This window comes from Nocardioides sp. GCM10027114 (assembly GCF_042659625.1).
In the GTDB taxonomy this organism is placed as follows: Bacteria; Actinomycetota; Actinomycetes; order Propionibacteriales; family Nocardioidaceae; genus Nocardioides.
Map to the genome: position 1 here is coordinate 44668 of NZ_JBHSSS010000022.1, position 17183 is coordinate 61850.

The following is a 17183-nucleotide window of genomic DNA, read 5'->3' on the forward strand; positions in this document are numbered from 1 at the left end:
AGGAAGCACCACGCCATGCGCCTTCGCAGGAAGAAGACTCTGATGGACCAGGCCGTCGACTACGTGGAGTCGGTGAGGCCGCAGCTCGAGTCGGCCGTCACCTCGGCCCGGGACAAGGCGCTGCCGCTCATCGCCGAGGCCCGTGAGAAGGCGGCTCCGGTCATCGCCGAGGCCCGTGAGAAGGCCGGCCCCGCGCTCGCCGACGCCCGTGCCAAGGCCGGCCCGGCAATCGCGAGCGGCGCCGCGGTCGCCGCCGACAAGGCGGCGCTGGGTGCCGCCATCGCGGCCGAGAAGTCCGCGCTCGCCCGTGACCTCGCCGCCGAGAAGGCCCAGGTCGGCCGGGAGCTCGCCGCGGCCAAGATGGCCGAGCTGAGCGGCGAGACGAAGCAGAAGCGCAAGAAGGGCGGCAAGCTCAAGAAGCTGCTGCTCCTCGGCGGCCTCGGCGCCGCGGCCGCGTTCGCCGCCAAGAAGCTCAAGGGCTCCGACGAGGGACAGTGGCAGTCGTCGTACGTCCCGACCCCGCCGCCGGCCGCCGCCGAGGAGCCCGCCGACGACGAGGGCGGCTCCTCGCCGGACGAGGCGCTGGCCGACTCCGCGGAGAAGCCCCACTCGGTCACGACGCCGGACAACCCGGCCGAAGAGGTGACCATCGACGAGGACGCCCGCGACAAGTAGTCGGCGACCCGCTAGCGACCGGACCGGCCGGAGGAGAGATCCTCCGGCCGGTTCGTCTCCACCCAGGTGTCGATCCGCTCCCACCAGTCGTAGAGCCAGTCGATGCGGGCGTCGCGGTCGGCCGGGATCTCCTCCCGCGGCACGTGCCACCAGCGCATCACCAGCCGCTTGTCCATCGGCAGCTCACGCCACAGGTCGGCAACGGTGAGCAGGTGGTCGAGCCCCGTGTGGGCGACCAGCACCACGTCGGCCTCCGGCGCCGCGTCGAGCGCGGCGATCACCCCGCCGGGCCGGGGCGCGAGGACGTTCGTCATCTCCTCCGCCCGCCGGGCCATCCCCTCGAGACCGAGCTTGCGCAGCCGGTCGATCGCCCGCTGCCGACGCTCCGGGGTGAAGTTGCCGCCCTCGGGGAAGATCACGAACGCGTCGTTCTCGTCGAGACCCGTGGCCAGCGCGGCGATCTGGCTCTCGATGTCGACGCTGACGCCCGGCGTCGGCGTGATGAAGCGCGCCGGGATCCGCCGCAGGATCACGTCGATCGCGGGGTCCCAGGCGAGGGTGTCCTTGAGCACCACCCGGGGCTCACGGTCGTACCAGTGCATCAGCGCGTGGATCAGGGTGAAGGAGTCGCCGGGCCCGGCATGCCGGCAGCAGACCAGGATCGGCACCCCCGGGTGGGCGTCCGGCGCCGGGCCGTCCGTCGCGATCGACAGGTTCAGCACCCGGCGCGCCTCGCGGAAGAAGACCCACATCACGCCCTGCACCAGGTCGTAGTGGATCCCCTCGAAGTACGGCGAGCGCATCCGCCAGCCGAACCCGGAGGACACCCAGAGCGCCAGCATGATCACCAGCAGCAGCGTCTCGCAGGTGGCGTAGAGGATGACGACCCACAGCAGCCGGAACGCCCGCCAGCGTCCGGGCAGCAGGGGGGACAGCGCGGCGGCGCCGATCAGCCACAACGGCAGCGTCACCCACAGGAACGCCGTCAGCAGGATCACGGCCGGGGCCACGACGAGGCGGCGCAGCAGCCACCGGGCCGCCGGGCTCACGCGCCGGCCTCCCGGTCGCCACGTCCGTCGAGGTTCCCCCAGGTGTCGAGGTACTCCGCGCTGGCCTGGTAGGTACGGTCGATGCGGCGCTGGACCGAGCCGAAGTCGCGGAAGGCGAGGACCGAGTCGTCGCGGCGGGAGGTGCCGCGCGCCGGGAGCACGTGGGCCTCGACCTCGGCGGGGAGCTCGGCCATCTCCTTGGCGAACCGGTGCCGGCGGGCGATCTCGAACGAGACCCGGGCGACGTCCCACGGTCGCCGCGGCGGCTTGAGGTGCCGGTCGATCCGGCCGACCTGCAACACGAACAGCCGGGTGGCCCCGAGCTCGACGGCGCGGCCGACGGGGATCGAGTTCACGATGCCACCGTCGAGGAAGTGCTCGTCGCCCACCCGGGCGGGCGGCAGCAGCCCCGGCACCGCGGCGCTGGCGAGGACGGCGTCCACGAGTGGGCCCCGGTCGAACCAGTGCTCGGCCGCCCGCTCGATGCTGGCGGCGCACACCTGGAACCGGACCGGGAGGTCCTCGATCCTGGCGTCGCCGAACTCGTCCTCGAGCCGCTCCCGCAGCGGCACGGGGGAGAAGATGTGGGTGCCGGTCGCCACCGCCCGGCGGACGGTGCGCAACCGGCGGTCGCCGTACACCTCCCGCCCGGCCGCCGCCTGCTGCCACAGCTCGGTGAGCCGGTCGACCACGCCGAGCGAGGGGTCGCGCGCGACCAGCGCACCGTTGAGGGCGCCGACGCTGGTGCCGACCACGAGGTCGGGCACGACGCCCCGCTCGAGCAGCGCCCGGAGCATGCCGACCTCGACGGCGCCGAGGACGCCCCCACCACCCAGCACGAACGCGGTCGTCACGACACCATCTCCGCTCCGGCCTCCGCGCCCGCCCGGGGTCACGCCCTGGGAACCAGTTCTTCCGCGTGCTCGCGGCGGACCCGCTCGGTGGCGCGGTGCTCGGCCCAGAAGCTGAGCACCGGCACGGTGCCGCTCACCAGCGTCACCAGGGTGAACGACGGCTCCCAGCCGGCCTTGCGGGACAGCAGGAACGCGGTCACCAGGAAGATCATGTAGAGCCAGCCGTGCGCCACGCCGAGGTACGTCGTGATCGCCTCGCCGACGTCGTGCGCCGTCGAGCCGGTCGGGAAGAGCTCCGGGGTGCTGGGAAAGACGCCCCACATGCCGGTGCCGTCGAAGTTGGCCAGGGGGACGCCGATCAGGCACAGCACGACGAGGAGGATCCCGACGACGGTGGCCATGAACCGGTAGCGGGCGAGCGCGGACTTCACGCGTCCGACGGTATCCGGTCGGGGGAGGACTGCACGTTCCGGGCGTCCTGCACCCAGCGCCACCAGATGAACGCCGCGAAGAGGCCGAACAGCCACCACTCCACTGCGTAGAGCAGGTTGCGCAGCGCGGTGAACCGCCCGACCTCCGGCAGCTGCTCGAGGCTCGCGGCCTCGAGGCCCTCGGTCCCGGGGTTGACCGCGTCGGCCCCGACCGGCCACGCGCCGGGGGCGGCCTCGTCCGCGACCACGGCGTAGGCGCCGTACAGGTCCTGGTCGACCCGCTGCACCAGGTCGGCGGTCCGCGCCTCGGGGATCACGTCGTCGGTGCGGTCGTCGTCGGGGATGCCCGACCCCTCCGGCGGCTGGAGCCACGCCACCAGCTCGGCGCGGCCCTCGGGCGGCGGGGGCACGTCGGTCGTGGTCGCCGTCCAGCCCCGGACGACGGGCATCGCCGGGGCGTCCGGTCCGCCGACGGCCAGCGGCGTCAGCACCCAGTAGCCCTCGACACCGTCGCGCTCGCGCCCGGACACCAGCACCGTCGCCTCGGGCACCCAGGTCCCGTCGAGGATCACCGGCCGTCCCACGCTGTCGCCGGGGAAGGGGTCGTCGGGCCCCATCGCCTCGTCCACCGGCACCGGCTCGGTCAGGGTCAGGTCGGTGGCCTCCGCCTCGCGCTGCGCCTGCCACGCGTCGTACTGCCAGTAGCCGAGGAGCCCTGCTGCGCCGACCAGGACGAGCGCGAGAAGGTGGGCCGGCCAGCGGCTGGGCTGCCAGGGGCTCGGATCGGACACGGGACGATCCTACGGAGGGCCCGACGGCCCGCTGTCCAGACCAGTCCGGCGAGAACGAGCGAGTCGGGCGACCCTGTCAACGAGGACCCGTCCCCCGACGTCACCGGGGACATGCACACCTACCGAGGCGCTCCCGGCGCACCGAGTCCACGGCGTGCACCGTCCGCCGGGGCCGGAGCTGCCGGAGGCGAGACCATGTGGCGACCGAGCGGACGCGGAGACGTCCCGGCCCGGCACGAGGTGCTGGCCGAGGGCCCGGCCGACCGCGACGGGGTCGTCGCCGAGGTCTTCGACACCGCCTATCCCCAGCTGGTCCGGCTCGCCCGTTTCCTGGTCGACGACCAGGCGTCGGCCGAGGACGTCGTGATGGAGGCCTTCACCAACCTCTACCGGCGGTGGCGCTCGCTGCGCGACCCCCACGACGCCTACCGCTACGTGCGCTCCTGCGTGCTCAACGGGGCGCGGAGCCAGCTGCGGCGCCGCCGCGTGGTGCGACTCCACGCAGCCCCGGGGGTGGACCCCGAGCGAGTGCCGGGCCGTGACGAGTTCGGGCCGAGCGACGAGCGGGCGGACGTCCTGAGCCGGCTGCGGGGGCTCCCGCACCGGCAGCGCGAGGTGCTGGTGCTGCGCTACTACCTCGACCTCTCCGAGGCCGAGATCGCGGCCGAGCTGGGCATCAGTGCCGGCTCGGTCAAGACCCACGCCTCGCGCGGCCTCGCCGCGCTGGCCACCGCACTGGAGGTACGACCGTGAGCACGCGCCCCGAGGCCCTCGGCCCGGTCCTCCGCGAGATCCTGCACGAGGAGGCCGCCGCCATGGCTGTCGACACCACCATTGCTCGCCGTCGACTGGACGACGAGATCGAGAGGACCAGGCACACCGGGCGTCGCCGGGTCGGCCTGGTCGCCGCCGCGGCCGGCGTCGCCGCCGCGGTCGTCGCCGGGGTCACCGTCTGGAACGACCCTGCCACCGAGACCCCCGCTCCCGGCCCCGTGGGTCAGGACGACCCGCCGGTCACGTCGGTCACGGACGGCCCGCACCTGCTGGACCTGCCCAGCGGGGAGCGCACCGCGCTGCCGTTCGACCCGGTTCCGGCCGACCTGGTCCCGGGCGCCTACGTGTACTTCGACGTGAACGATGCCGGCGAGGCCGTGTGGACGACCTGCTACAGCGGCAGCTGCTCGTCCTTGGACGTGATGGGCACGGCCCCGCTCGACGCCTCGGAACCCGCCTTCAGGTCGCTCCCCGAGGGCAAGCAGGCCTACGGCGCCTCATGGCACCCCGACGGCGAGATCCTGCTCTACCAGCTGCGCGGTGGCGGGCAGCTCGACGTCGGTGAGCTCGTGCTCGAGAGCGACGAGGCGCGGCGCGTGCTGGACCTGCCCATCGACGAGGCCGCCTGGTGGTGGGTCGCGCCCGAGTTCTCACCCGCCGGAGACGAGGTCCTCTTCCACCTGCCGCGCAGCGCCGGTCACGCGACGAAGTGGGACGCCTGGACGGTCGCGGCCGAGGGCGGGGAGCCGCGGCTCCTGCAGAGGAACGCGACCTACCCACAGAGGTTCCCTGACGGGGAGCGGCTCCTGGTCGTCGAGCCCTACGAGGGCGGCTTCGCCGGTCCCCGCCTCGACGTCGTGGACCCGGACGGTACCCGCTCGACGCTCGCCCGGGACGAGCGCGGGATCAGGGATCCTGCGGTCTCTCCCGACGGCAGCAGGGTCGCCTTCGTGGCCGGCGACGAGGTTCACCTTGTCGACATCGCGAACAGCGTCGTGGAGACCGTGGGGCCGGGGAACACCGTGACCTGGGTCGACGACACCACGCTGCTGATCTCGCCACAGCTCTGACCGGCCCCTCCGGGGGCGGGGCCGGCTCAGAGGCCGGTCGGCTCCGGTATCGGGAGCACGTCGGGGCAGATGGCGAACGGCAGCTCCTCGAGCAGCGTGAGCCGGGCGGCGCGGGGCGGGTCGGGTACGGCGTACCCGATCCGTCCCGTTCCCGGGTCCCCGACCCCGTCGCGGAAGTGGCGGCCGAAGTCGGGCACCGGCCAGGCCCGGCCCGCCGCGACCCGGGTGAAGAGGTCGTCGCGCCCCGACCCGAGCCGCACCGTCGCGTTGTTGTCGCCGAAGGCGACCGCGAAGCGGTCGAGCTCGTCGAGGCTGGTGACCGGGACCGCGGCGAGCACCTCGCCCTGCACCTCGGCGTCGGCGTCGGGGCCGAGCGCCTGCTCCAGCGGCACGCAGCCCTGGCGCAGGTAGGTGGCCGCGGCCGGGTCGTCGGGGAGCAGCTCCGCCCAGGCCTCGTCGTTGGCCCACACCGGCTCCTCGGGCTCCGGGACCCCGGACACGACCAGGCCGGCGTCGCGCAGCAGCTCGGCGTCGGCGAGCGGGCCCACCCCGGCCTCGATCGCGCCGGCGACCCGGTCGAGGTCGAGGTCCGGCCGCATCCCGAGGACGAAGCCGCTGCCGTCGGGACCGGTGAACCGGGCCTCCCAGTCGACGTCGTCCTGGCTGAAGTCGTGGTCGAGCCAGAGCTCGCTGGCGTACGGGCGGAGCAGGCCCTCGGTCAGCAGAGGCGCCACCGCGTCGGCGCGCTCCCAGAACGCGAACCGGTCGGTCATCAGGTCGTCGCTGGTGAGGTCCGGGACGCCGAGCTGGGCCCGCACCTCGTCGAAGTCGGTGACCGTCACGGTCGTCGCGGTGGCGGGGACGAACGCCAGCACCGCCTCGGCCGGCTCGAGCGAGTCGTCGTACGGCGGGGCGGGGCCGACCAGCGGGGCCGGCTCCTGCGGCGGCTCGGGCGGCGGCACGTCGGCACTGCACCCCGCCCCCACGAGGGCGGCGAGCGCCACGGTCGGGAGGACAAGACGGGCCGGCACGCCATCGAGTCTCGCAGAGGTGCCGGGACGGGCCGCGGTCTCGCGGCTGGTGGAGCCTAGGGGACTCGAACCCCTAACCCCCTGCTTGCAAAGCAGGTGCGCTACCAATTGCGCCAAGGCCCCCGGGGTGGTGCTGGGAGGGTCAGCCGGCGGTGCCGTTGCCGGCGGACTCGACGTTGTCCGTGGCCTCGGCCCAGAGCGCCTGCTCGGTGCGGCTCTCCTCGAGCTTCTTCTTCGCCACGACTGCGCCGGCGGCGGCGATCAGGACCAGCAGGATCTTCTTCACGTCGACTCCTCGGCTGCAGTGGTGTGGTGGTGGGCCTAACAGGACTTGAACCTGTGACCTCTTCCTTATCAGGGAAGCGCTCTAACCGTCTGAGCTATAGGCCCGGTGCCGGGATACCGGCGGTCGCCCCGTGGCGACGCGGGGGAACACTACCCCACCCCTCCGGACCGCCCCAAAACGGGGTCGGGCCGGTGGTGGGAGCGGCTCACTGGTCCTCGGCCAGCGTCACCTCGACGCCCCCGAGGAGCGCCGCGGCCATGTTGTAGAGGAAGGCCCCGAGCGTGGCGATCGCGGTCAGCAGGACCACGTCGATCACGGCGACGAGCATCGTGAACCCGAGCACCCGGGAGGTGCCGACGTAGTCCTTGATGTCGAAGACGTCGGAGCTCTCGCCGCCCAGGATGTCGCGGACCGCGCTGTTGATGGAGTCCCAGACGCCTGCGGCGCCGAGGACCGACCACACCATGAAGACCGAGACCACGGCGACGATGCCGAGGGCGACCGACAGCAGGAACGCGGTCTTCATGACCGACCAGGGGTCGATCCGGGTCAGCCGCAGCCGCGCCCGCCGGGGCGGGCGCTTCCCCGCCGCGGGGGCGGGCGCCGGGGCCGAGGCCGGGACGCCCTTCGGGGCCGACTTCTGGGGCGCGGCCTTCGGCGTGGCGGGCTTCGACTCCGCCCGGGCGTTTGCCCGGTGCTCGTCGGCCGCCTTGGACAGCTTGGCCTGGATCCGCTCCGCCAGCGGCGGGCGGACAGCCGTGTCGTCGGTGCTGTCCGGCTTGCCGGGACGGGGCGTCGACTCGACGCGCGGGCGCGATGCGGTCCGCTCTGCAGGGCGTTCCGTCATCAGTCCTCACTCCCCTCCGCCGGGGCGGAGTCGGTGCTCTCGAGGTCGGGGGACCCGTCGATTGTTGCATCCCCCTCGGCCGCAGCCGATTCCTCGGACTCCTCCTCGTCGACCTTCGCCTCCACGGACCGGGCGACGACGGCGACGGCGTCCCCGGACTTCGGCGTCACGAACTTCACGCCCATCGTGGAGCGCCCGGTGGCCCGGAACTCCTCGTTGATCGGGCTGCGGACGACCTGTCCGGCCTGGGTGATGGACAGGATCTCGTCACCCTCCTCGACGATGAACGCGCCGACCAGACCGCCGCGGTCCTCGTTGGCCAGCGACATCGCCTTGATGCCCAGACCGCCACGCGACTGCAGGCGGTACTCGGAGATCCGGGTCCGCTTGGCGTAGCCGCCGTCGGTGATCGTGAAGACGTACTGCTCCTTGACGTCGGGCAGGTCGCCCGGCGCCGTGGACTGGCCCTCGGCCTCGGCCTTTGCCTCGGCCGCCTCCTCGGCGGCCACCTGGGCCGCCCGGATCACCGACATGGACAGCAGCGAGTCGCCGTCGCGGAACTTCATGCCGGAGACGCCTGAGGTGGCCCGGCCCATCGGGCGGAGCTGGCTGTCGTCGGCCTTGAACCGGATCGCCTGGCCCTTGCGGGAGACGAGCAGGATGTCGTCGTCAGCGTTGACCAGCTCGGCGCCGATCAGCTCGTCGTCGTCCTCACGGAAGTTGATCGCGATGACGCCGGCCTGCCGCGGGCTGTTGTAGTCGCCGAGGCGGGTCTTCTTCACCAGGCCGTTCTGGGTGGCGAGCACGAGGTAGGGAGCCTGCTCGTAGTCGCGGATCGCGAGCACCTGGGCGATGCTCTCGTCCGGCTGGAACGACAGCAGGCCGGCGACGTGACCGCCCTTGGCGTCGCGCGACGCCTCGGGGAGGTTGTAGGCCTTGGTGCGGTAGACCCGGCCGGCCGTGGTGAAGAACAGCAGCCAGTGGTGGTTCGTCGTCGCGATGAAGTGCTCGACCACGTCGTCGCCGCGCAGGGTCGCGCCGCGCACGCCCTTCCCGCCGCGCTTCTGGGTGCGGTACTGGTCGGCGCGGGTGCGCTTGGCGTAGCCACCGCGGGTGATGGAGACGACGAGCTCCTCGTCGGGGATCAGGTCCTCCATCGAGAGGTCGCCGTCGGCCGCGATGATCTGGGTACGCCGGTCGTTGCCGTACTTGTCGACGAGCTCGTCGAGCTCCTCGGCCACGATCCGCCGCTGCCGGCCGATGTTGGCGAGGATGTCCTTGAGGTCGGCGATCGTGCGCTCGATCTCGGCGAGGTCGTCGATGATCTTCTGCCGCTCGAGGGCCGCGAGGCGGCGCAGCTGCATGTCGAGGATGGCGTTGGCCTGGAGCTCGTCGATGTCGAGCAGCTCGATCAGCCCGCGGCGGGCGTCGTCGACCTCGGGGGAGCGGCGGATCAGCGCGATGACCTCGTCGAGCATGTCGAGGGCCTTGACCAGGCCGCGCAGGATGTGGGCCCGCTCCTCGGCTCGCTTGAGGCGGAACTCGGTGCGGCGCCGGATGACGTCGATCTGGTGGGCCACCCAGTGGCTGATGAACTGGTCGATGGTGAGCGTGCGCGGCACGCCGTCGACCAGCGCCAGCATGTTGGCGCTGAAGTTGGTCTGCAGCTCGGTGTGCTTGAGCAGGTTGTTGAGGACCACGCGGGCGACCGCGTCGCGCTTGAGGACGACGACGAGCTGCTGGCCGGTGCGCGAGGAGGTGTTGTCCTTGACGTCGGCGATGCCCTGGACCTTGCCGGAGTCGGCGAGCTCGGCGATCTTCAGCGCGAGGTTGTCGGGGTTGACCATGTAGGGCAGCTGGCTGATGACCAGCGAGGTGCGCCCCTTGGCGTCCTCCTCGACGTCGATCACCGCGCGCTGGGTGATCGACCCGCGGCCGGTGCGGTAGGTCTGCTCGATGCCCTGCCGGCCCACGATCAGCGCGGCGTTGGGGAAGTCGGGGCCCTTGATGCGCTCGATCAGCGCGTCCTGGAGCTCCTCGCGGCTGGCGTCGGGGTGCTCGAGCGCCCACTTCGCGCCCTCGGCGACCTCGCGCAGGTTGTGCGGCGGGATGTTGGTGGCCATGCCGACCGCGATGCCGGCCGAGCCGTTCACCAGCAGGTTGGGGAACCGCGCCGGCAGGATCGTCGGCTCCTCGGACCGGCCGTCGTAGTTCGGCTGGAAGTCGACGGTGTCCTCGTCGATGTCGCGGACCATCTCCATGGCCAGCGGCGCCATCCGGCACTCGGTGTACCGCATGGCGGCCGCCGGATCGTTGCCCGGCGAGCCGAAGTTGCCCTGGCCGCTGATGAGCGGGGCACGCATCACCCACGGCTGCGCGAGCCGGACGAGGGTGTCGTAGATCGCGGAGTCGCCGTGGGGGTGGTACTGACCCATGACGTCGCCGACGACGCGGGAGCACTTCGAGAAGCCGCGGTCGGGCCGGTAGCCGCCGTCGTACATGGCGTAGAGCACCCGGCGGTGCACCGGCTTGAGGCCGTCGCGCACGTCGGGCAGGGCCCGACCGACGATGACGGCCATGGCGTAGTCGATGTACGAGCGCTGCATCGACACCTGCAGGTCGATCGGCTCGATCCGGCCGCCCCCACCGTCGCCGCTCATCAGGTTCTCGGTCTGCTCGGTCACTCTCTTCGTCTCTCTGGTCGCGTCTACCCGAATCTAGGGATCTCGCTAGAGACCCCGATATCGAGGAATCAGATGTCGAGGAAGCGCACGTCCTTGGCGTTGCGCTGGATGAACGAACGTCGCTGCTCGACGTCCTCGCCCATGAGGATCGAGAAGATCTCGTCGGCCTGGGCAGCGTCCTCGAGGGTCACCTGCAGCAGGATCCGGGCGCTGGGGTCCATCGTGGTCTCCCACAGCTCGTCGGCGTTCATCTCGCCGAGACCCTTGTAGCGCTGGACGGGGTTCTCCTTGGGCAGCTTCTTGCCCTGGGCGAGCCCGTCGCGCATCAGCGCGTCGCGCTCGGAGTCGGAGTAGACGAACTCGTGCTCGTGCGGCTTGTTCCAGCGCAGCCGGTAGAGCGGCGGCTGGGCCATGTAGACGTAGCCGTGCTCGATGAGCGGCTTCATGAACCGGAACAGCAGCGTCAGCAGCAGGGTGTTGATGTGGTGGCCGTCGACGTCGGCGTCGGCCATCAGCACGATCTTGTGGTAGCGCACCTTCTCGAGCGAGAACTCCTCGTGGATGCCGGTGCCGAGCGCGGAGATGATCGCCTGGACCTCGGTGTTGGCGAGGACCTTGTCGATGCGCGCCTTCTCGACATTGAGGATCTTGCCGCGGATCGGGAGGATCGCCTGGATGCGCGGGTCGCGGCCCTGCTTGGCCGAGCCGCCCGCCGAGTCACCCTCGACGATGAAGACCTCGCACTCCTCGGGGTTGGTCGACTGGCAGTCGGCCAGCTTGCCGGGGAGGCCGCCGCCGCCGAGCAGCCCCTTGCGGTTGCGGGCGAGGTCGCGCGCCTTGCGCGCGGCGATCCGGGCCGAGGCCGCGGCCTGCGCCTTGCGAACGATGTCCTTGCCCTCGGCGGGGTTCTGCTCCAGCCAGGCGCCGAGCTGGTCGTTGACGATCCGCTGCACGAAGCCCTTGGCCTCGGTGTTGCCGAGCTTGGTCTTGGTCTGGCCCTCGAACTGCGGCTCGCCGAGCTTGACCGAGATGATCGCGGTGAGGCCCTCGCGGATGTCGTCGCCGGAAACCCGGTCCTCGCGCTTCTTGATCAGGCCCCACTCCTCGCCCCAGTTGTTGACGAGGCTGGTGAGCGCAGCGCGGAAGCCCTCCTCGTGGGTGCCGCCCTCGTGGGTGTTGATCGTGTTGGCGAAGGTGTGGACCGACTCGGTGAACGAGGTGTTCCACTGCATCGCGACCTCGAGGCTCATGTGGTTCTCGGAGCTCTCGGGGGTCTCGGCCTCGAACGAGATGACCGTCGGGTTGGCCTTGTCCTTGCGGCGGTTGAGGTGCTCGACGTAGTCGACGAGGCCGCGGTCGTACTTGAAGACCTGGACGAGCCCGCCGCCCTCGGCCTTGCGGATCGCGTCGCTGATCGCGCCGTCGACCTCGTGGGAGACGGTGTCGTCCTCGACGGCGTCGGCGATCTCCTCGGCCACGGGGCGCTCGTCGCGCACGACGATCTCGAGGCCCTTGTTGAGGAAGGCCATCTCCCGGATCCGGGTGGTGATGGTCTCGAGGGAGTACGACGTGGTCTCGAAGATGTCGGGAGAGGCCCAGTAGGTGACGGTGGTGCCCGTGCGCTCGCCCGGCTCCATCGGCCGGACCTGCTCGAGGTCGCCGTCGGGCACGCCGAGCTGGAAGCTCTGACGCCACAGGTGGCCGCGGTTCCTCACCTCGACGACCAAGCGGGTCGAGAGGGCGTTCACGACCGAGACGCCGACGCCGTGGAGACCACCGGAGACCTTGTAGCCGCCGCCGCCGAACTTGCCGCCGGCGTGGAGCATCGTCAGCGCCATCGTGACCGCGGGCATCTCCTGCCCCGGCGCGGTGTCGGTGGGGATGCCGCGGCCGTTGTCCTCGACCCGGATCGCGCCGTCAGCCTGGAGCGTCACGACGATGCGGTCGCAGTGGCCGGCCAGCGCCTCGTCGACCGCGTTGTCGACGATCTCCCAGATCAGGTGGTGCAGGCCCCGCTCACCGGTCGAACCGATGTACATGCCGGGACGCTTGCGGACCGCCTCGAGGCCCTCGAGGACCTGGATCGCGGAGGCGTCGTAGGACACCTCGTCGGGGGGTGCGGTGCTGCTGCGGGTCGGCTGCTGGCTGTTCTCGACGGCGCTCTCGTCGGACACACACACCTCTTCGTCGTGGGCCGCCCGCCCGGCGGGCGCGGAGGGGCTGACATGCAGAGGGTCCCAGCTGCGAGGAGCAGTGGACCCGTTCGCCCATGATACCCGCCTGAGGGCCCGAGACCACGCCTGCGACCCCAGGAATCGGGGCTCTGCGGACGGAAAATGGGCCCTGAGCGGGTCGTGAGGGCGTCTGCGAGCGCCGAACAGGGGGGTCGACAGGTCCCTGTACGTCCGATCGGCTGCCGTGACGCCCACAGGGGACCGGCCCGTCGGGCCGGTCCCCTGTGTCGGTCTCCTCTGTCGGTCTCCTGTGTCGGTCTCCTGTGTCGGTCTGCTGTGTCGGTCTCCTGCGTCGCCCCTCGTCGCTGCGAGGTGCCGGTCAGAACGTCGAGGCGTCCAGCAGCCGCTCCTTGACGGCGTCCTTGTCGTCCACGGCGTTCCAGTCGAGGCTGCCGGCGGACTGCAGCGCGGACCTCACCTGGGACGGGCTCGCCGCCGGGTTCCCGGCGAGGTAGAGCGCCGCCGCACCGGCGACGTGCGGGCTCGCCATCGAGGTGCCGGAGATCGAGCTGTAGCCGCCGCCCTTCCAGGTCGAGTTGATGCAGACGCCCGGCGCGATCAGGTCGACGTCGGCCCCGTAGTTGGAGAAGTCGGCGAACGTGTCGTCGACGTCGGTGCGGCACGTCGGCGCGGCCCCGCCGCCCGGCTGGCCGTTGAAGTCGGCCAGGGCGGAGACGGTGATGACCTCGTCGTAGGCCGCCGGGGTGTGGTTGGCGGCGTCGTCGGCGTCGTTGCCCGCGGCGACGACGAAGGTGACGCCCGCGGCGACGGCGTTGCAGATCGCCGCGTGCATCGCGTCCGAGCCGTTGCCGCAGTTCCCCAGGTCGGTCCCGGCGCCGCCGAGGCTCATGTTGGCCACCTCGATCTGCGAGGCGTTGGCGGCGACGTAGTCGATGCCGCAGATCACGGCGGACCAGGAGCCGCTGCCGCGGTTGTCGAGGACCCGCACCGGCCACACGCGGGCGCCGGGCGCCATGCCGACGACGCCGGTGGCGTCGTCCTTCGCGCCGATGGTGCCCGCCACGTGGGTGCCGTGCCCGTTGCCGTCGTCGGCAGACTTGCCGGTCGAGCAGTTCTTGGCGCCGGCGGTGTGCACGTTGAGGTCGGGGTGGTCGAGGTCGATGCCGGTGTCGATGACGGCGACGTCCACGTCGACCGTGCCGCTGCCGTTGCCGGCCACCGTGCTCGACGCGTCGCCGTTGGCCCGGTCGATGCCGGTGGGCGTGGTCTGCGCCGTCGCCTGCACCACGCCGTCGGGCTGCACCCAGGCGACCCGCGAGTCCGCCGCCACCTTCGCGGCCGCGGCCGGGGTCATCCGGGCGGCGTAGCCATGGACCGCGTTGCGGTAGACGTGCGAGACCTCGGCGCCGTACGACGCCCGGTGCTGGTCGGCGACCCGGCCCGAGGCGGCGCCGTCCTCGAGGACGACGATGTAGGGCTGGGCGGCCTGGGACGCGGGCTGGGCGGCGGCTCCGGTCGGGAGCACGGCCAGCGCGGCCGGGGCGAGCAGGGCCAGGGCGGCGAGGGCGGGCGTGGTGACTCTTCGCATGCAGGAACCTCACTGAGGGGGGAGTGGACCCGTCCGATCGGGACGGTTGCCACAGGACATCCGCCCGGGATGCCCGCCCACAAGGCCCGCGCTGCCTCAGGTTCCTGCACTGCAGAAGGCTGGTGGTTCACCCTTCCGGGGTGGGCGGCGGTCAGCCGTAGGTGTCGCGCGGGCCCCGCCCGTCGCGCACCGACCGGGGCCCCTTCTTCCAGGTCGGGCCGTGCGGGCCGAGCACCTCGATCAGCGCCACCGTGCCGTGGCCGAGCTCCTCGTTCAGGCGGCGGACCAGGGTCGGGGCGAGCAGCCGGAGCTGGGTCGCCCACGCCGTGGAGTCGGTCCGGACGACCAGCCGGCCGTCGTCGAAGGACTCGGGCGTGCAGTGCGCCGCGACATCGTCGCCGACCAGCTGGGCCCATCGCCCGAAGACCCCGTGGACCCGCAGGTCGAGGTCCCAGCCGCGGTCGTCGACGACCCGGCCGAGGGTGATGTCGAGCGGTTGCGGGTCGCGCTCGTCGGGGAAGGCGCCGGAGGCCCGGCGGCGGCTGCGCGACCGGCCGCCGGCCGGGCCGGACTTGTCGCCCGGGCCGTCGGCGCGCCGCCGTCGGCGGGCGGGGACCGCCGAGCCGGAGCGGGCGGATGAGCGGGCCATCGCCCGCGCGAGGTCCAGGCCGTCGTCGTCGTGGTCGTCGAGGTCGGACATGTCCACGGGCTCCACCGGGGCCTCGGGCTGCGTCACCGCCTCGGGCTCGTCGGGTTCAGTCGCCATCCTCGATCCTCCGCACCTCGCCGCCACCGACGGCGTACCGCGCCCCGGCGAGGGCAGCCGGCACGTCCGCGCCGACCGCCGCCGTCACCAGCACCTGCTCGGCACCCTTCACCAGGTCGGCGAGCTGGGCCCGTCGCTCGGTGTCGAGCTCGGCGAACACGTCGTCGAGGATCAGGATCGGGTCGTCGCCCTCGGAGCGCAACAGGTCGTAGGAGGCGAGCCGCAGCGCCAGCGCGAAGGACCAGGACTCGCCGTGCGAGGCGTAGCCCTTCACCGGCAGCCGGGTCTCGCCGTTGCCGAGGGTGAGCAGCAGCTCGTCGCGGTGCGGGCCGACCAGCGAGACGCCCCGGTCGAGCTCGTCGTTTCGGCGGCGCTCGAGCTCGGCGAGCAGCAGCTCGGTGAGTGCCGCCCGGTCTGCCCCGGCGCCCCGGTCGACAGCCGGCTCGTCGGTGCCGGCGCCCGGGCAGACCTCGGCGGGGAGCTCCAGCGACGGGCGGTACTCGATCTCCGCGTCGTCGCGACCCGCCCCGCGGGCGACGGCGGCGTACGCCGTCCCGACGAACGGCCGCAGCGCGTGGACCAGCTCGAGCCGCGCCGCGAGGAGCTCACCGCCGGTGCGGGCGAGGTGGGCGTCCCAGACCCCGAGCGTCGAGAGCGCCGCCTCCTGGCTGCTCGACCCGCGCCGGGCGGCGCCGGCCGTCTTCAGCAGCGTGTTGCGCTGGCGCAGCACGCGGTCGTAGTCGGCCCGCACGCCCGCGAGCCGCGGGGTGCGCAGCACGAGCAGGTCGTCGAGGAAGCGCCGCCGGTCCGAGGGGTCGCCCTTGACGAGGGTGAGGTCCTCGGGCGAGAAGACCACGGTGCGGACCAGGCCCACGATCTCGCGGACCCGGGGGAGGGGGGAGCGGTTGACCCGCGCCCGGTTGGCGCGGCCCGGGTTGAGCTCGACCTCGAGCGTGGCCGTCCGGCCATCGCGCACGACCGCCGCCCGCACCAGGGCCTGCTCCGCCCCGGCCCGCACCAGCGGCGCCTCGGAGGCGACGCGGTGGGAGCTGAGCCGCGACAGGTAGTCGATCGCCTCGACGAGGTTCGTCTTGCCCTGGCCGTTGCGGCCGATGAAGGCGGTGACGCCGGGCTCGAGCGGTACGTCGACCGAGGCATAGGACCGGAAGTCGTGGAGGACGAGGTGGGAGACGTACACCGGCGGGTCTACCCGCCGGCGCTGTCACCGCCCGGGGGCGGAGGGGTGTGGACCGCGTGCCCGCCGAACTGGTTGCGCATGGCAGCGACGGCCTTCATGGCCGGGGAGTCGTCCTGGCGGGAGACGAAGCGGGCGTAGAGCGCGGCGGTGATGGCCGGCGTGGCGACGGCGTTCTCGATGCCGGCCTCGACGGTCCACCGACCCTCGCCGGAGTCCTCGGCGTAGCCGCGGATGCTGGCCAGGCCCGGGTCGTCGTCGAGCGCGGCGACGAGCAGGTCGAGCAGCCACGACCGGATGACGGTGCCCTCGCGCCAGGAGCGGAAGACCTCGGTGACGTTGTCGACGAGGCCCACCTTGTCGAGGAGCTCGAAGCCCTCGGCGTAGGCCTGCATCACGGCGTACTCGATGCCGTTGTGGACCATCTTCGAGAAGTGGCCCGCGCCCACACCGCCGGCGTGGACGGCGCCGAGCTCGCCCTCGGGCTTGAGGGCGTCGAGCGCCGGCTGAACCTTGGCGACGTCCTCGGCCGAGCCGCCGTACATCAGGGCGTAGCCGTTCTCGCGTCCCCAGACCCCGCCGGAGACGCCGCAGTCGACGAACCCGATGCCGCGCTCACCGAGCAGCTCGGCGTGGACCGCGTCGTCGGTCCAGCGCGAGTTGCCGCCGTCGACGACGAGGTCGCCCTCGCCGAGCAGGTCCGCCAGCTCGCGGATCGTCTGGTGGGTCGGCTCCCCGGAGGGGACCATCACCCAGACCACGCGGGGCGAGGGGAGCTGCTCCACGAGCTCGGCGAGCGAGCCGACGTCGGCGACCTCGGGGTTGTGGTCGAAGCCGACGACGGTGTGGCCCGCCTCCCGGAGCCGGGCGCGCATGTTGCCGCCCATCTTGCCCAGTCCAACGAGTCCAAGTTCCATGCGAAGCAGCCTAAAGGTCGGGGGTTGGTG

The 17183-nt window shown here is 72.4% G+C and carries 16 protein-coding genes and 2 tRNA genes; 3 read left to right on the top strand and 15 right to left on the bottom strand.

Annotated features, from left to right (window positions below):
• Window positions 1-42 precede the first annotated feature (42 nt).
• Window positions 43-675, top strand: coding sequence for a hypothetical protein (locus ACFP2E_RS10480; RefSeq protein ID WP_378524624.1), 633 nt, complete (start codon window positions 43-45; stop codon window positions 673-675).
• 11 nt (window positions 676-686) lie between these two features.
• Here ACFP2E_RS10480 and ACFP2E_RS10485 read toward each other — a convergent pair whose 3' ends face one another.
• From ACFP2E_RS10485 to ACFP2E_RS10500, 4 genes are read right to left on the bottom strand one after another with little or no spacing between them, the layout of a single operon-like run.
• A complete protein-coding gene (locus ACFP2E_RS10485) occupies window positions 687-1724 on the bottom strand; it encodes a 1-acyl-sn-glycerol-3-phosphate acyltransferase (RefSeq protein ID WP_378524623.1) in 1038 nt (345 codons plus the stop codon).
• Window positions 1721-2578, bottom strand: coding sequence for a patatin-like phospholipase family protein (locus tag ACFP2E_RS10490; protein WP_378524622.1), 858 nt, complete (start codon window positions 2576-2578; stop codon window positions 1721-1723). The genes ACFP2E_RS10485 and ACFP2E_RS10490 overlap by 4 nt, the downstream gene beginning before the upstream one ends.
• A gap of 38 nt (window positions 2579-2616) precedes the next feature.
• Window positions 2617-3009 (bottom strand): DUF3817 domain-containing protein, encoded by a 393-nt coding sequence (locus ACFP2E_RS10495; RefSeq protein ID WP_378524621.1) that lies wholly within the window; start codon window positions 3007-3009, stop codon window positions 2617-2619.
• Window positions 3006-3800 (bottom strand): SURF1 family protein, encoded by a 795-nt coding sequence (locus ACFP2E_RS10500; RefSeq protein WP_378524620.1) that lies wholly within the window; start codon window positions 3798-3800, stop codon window positions 3006-3008. Before ACFP2E_RS10500 ends, ACFP2E_RS10495 begins: the two co-directional genes overlap by 4 nt.
• Before the next feature lie 195 nt (window positions 3801-3995).
• On the opposite strand from ACFP2E_RS10500, the gene ACFP2E_RS10505 reads away from it, so the two are divergent.
• Complete coding sequence (locus ACFP2E_RS10505; RefSeq protein WP_378524619.1) at window positions 3996-4553, top strand: SigE family RNA polymerase sigma factor; 558 nt, start codon at window positions 3996-3998, stop codon at window positions 4551-4553.
• The gene (locus tag ACFP2E_RS10510) at window positions 4550-5644 is read left to right on the top strand and encodes a TolB family protein (protein ID WP_378524618.1); all 1095 of its coding nucleotides are present in this window, start codon (window positions 4550-4552) and stop codon (window positions 5642-5644) included. The genes ACFP2E_RS10505 and ACFP2E_RS10510 overlap by 4 nt, the downstream gene beginning before the upstream one ends.
• A 26-nt stretch (window positions 5645-5670) precedes the next feature.
• Here ACFP2E_RS10510 and ACFP2E_RS10515 read toward each other — a convergent pair whose 3' ends face one another.
• From ACFP2E_RS10515 to gnd, 11 genes are all read right to left on the bottom strand, one after another.
• Window positions 5671-6675, bottom strand: a complete 1005-nt coding sequence (locus tag ACFP2E_RS10515; protein ID WP_378524617.1) for a hypothetical protein — start codon at window positions 6673-6675, stop codon at window positions 5671-5673.
• Window positions 6676-6722: 47 nt separating this feature from the next.
• Window positions 6723-6798: transfer RNA gene (locus tag ACFP2E_RS10520), tRNA-Ala, on the bottom strand.
• Between the two features lie 19 nt (window positions 6799-6817).
• Complete coding sequence (locus tag ACFP2E_RS10525; protein ID WP_378524616.1) at window positions 6818-6961, bottom strand: DLW-39 family protein; 144 nt, start codon at window positions 6959-6961, stop codon at window positions 6818-6820.
• 27 nt (window positions 6962-6988) lie between these two features.
• A tRNA-Ile gene (locus ACFP2E_RS10530) sits at window positions 6989-7065 on the bottom strand.
• Between the two features lie 101 nt (window positions 7066-7166).
• On the bottom strand, window positions 7167-7808 hold the full coding sequence (locus ACFP2E_RS10535; protein ID WP_378524615.1) for a DUF3566 domain-containing protein: 642 nt from the start codon (window positions 7806-7808) through the stop codon (window positions 7167-7169).
• Window positions 7808-10468 (bottom strand): DNA gyrase subunit A, encoded by a 2661-nt coding sequence (gene gyrA, locus ACFP2E_RS10540; protein ID WP_378524676.1) that lies wholly within the window; start codon window positions 10466-10468, stop codon window positions 7808-7810. Before gyrA ends, ACFP2E_RS10535 begins: the two co-directional genes overlap by 1 nt.
• 92 nt (window positions 10469-10560) lie before the next feature.
• A complete protein-coding gene (gene gyrB, locus ACFP2E_RS10545; RefSeq protein WP_378524614.1) occupies window positions 10561-12666 on the bottom strand; it encodes a DNA topoisomerase (ATP-hydrolyzing) subunit B in 2106 nt (701 codons plus the stop codon).
• Window positions 12667-13045: 379 nt separating this feature from the next.
• Window positions 13046-14275, bottom strand: coding sequence for a S8 family serine peptidase (locus tag ACFP2E_RS10550; RefSeq protein WP_378524613.1), 1230 nt, complete (start codon window positions 14273-14275; stop codon window positions 13046-13048).
• A 151-nt stretch (window positions 14276-14426) separates the two neighbouring features.
• Entirely contained in the window at window positions 14427-15041 is a 615-nt protein-coding gene (locus ACFP2E_RS10555) for a DUF721 domain-containing protein (protein ID WP_378524612.1), read from the bottom strand.
• Window positions 15031-16239: a DNA replication/repair protein RecF gene (gene recF, locus ACFP2E_RS10560; RefSeq protein ID WP_378524611.1), complete on the bottom strand. Its 1209-nt coding sequence runs from the start codon at window positions 16237-16239 to the stop codon at window positions 15031-15033. Before recF ends, ACFP2E_RS10555 begins: the two co-directional genes overlap by 11 nt.
• An 8-nt stretch (window positions 16240-16247) precedes the next feature.
• On the bottom strand, window positions 16248-17153 hold the full coding sequence (gene gnd, locus ACFP2E_RS10565) for a phosphogluconate dehydrogenase (NAD(+)-dependent, decarboxylating) (RefSeq protein ID WP_378524609.1): 906 nt from the start codon (window positions 17151-17153) through the stop codon (window positions 16248-16250).
• Window positions 17154-17183: the final 30 nt, after the last annotated feature.

Bases quoted from the DNA above. Each gene is read 5' to 3' on its own strand.
- ACFP2E_RS10480 (WP_378524624.1), top strand. From the start codon at position 43: ATGGACCAGGCCGTCGACTACGTGGAGTCGGTGAGGCCGCAGCTCGAG.
- ACFP2E_RS10505 (WP_378524619.1), top strand. From the start codon at position 3,996: ATGTGGCGACCGAGCGGACGCGGAGACGTCCCGGCCCGGCACGAGGTG.
- ACFP2E_RS10535 (WP_378524615.1), bottom strand. From the start codon at position 7,808: ATGACGGAACGCCCTGCAGAGCGGACCGCATCGCGCCCGCGCGTCGAG.
- gyrA (WP_378524676.1), bottom strand. From the start codon at position 10,468: ATGAGCGGCGACGGTGGGGGCGGCCGGATCGAGCCGATCGACCTGCAG.
- ACFP2E_RS10550 (WP_378524613.1), bottom strand. From the start codon at position 14,275: ATGCGAAGAGTCACCACGCCCGCCCTCGCCGCCCTGGCCCTGCTCGCC.
- ACFP2E_RS10555 (WP_378524612.1), bottom strand. From the start codon at position 15,041: ATGGCGACTGAACCCGACGAGCCCGAGGCGGTGACGCAGCCCGAGGCC.
- gnd (WP_378524609.1), bottom strand. From the start codon at position 17,153: ATGGAACTTGGACTCGTTGGACTGGGCAAGATGGGCGGCAACATGCGC.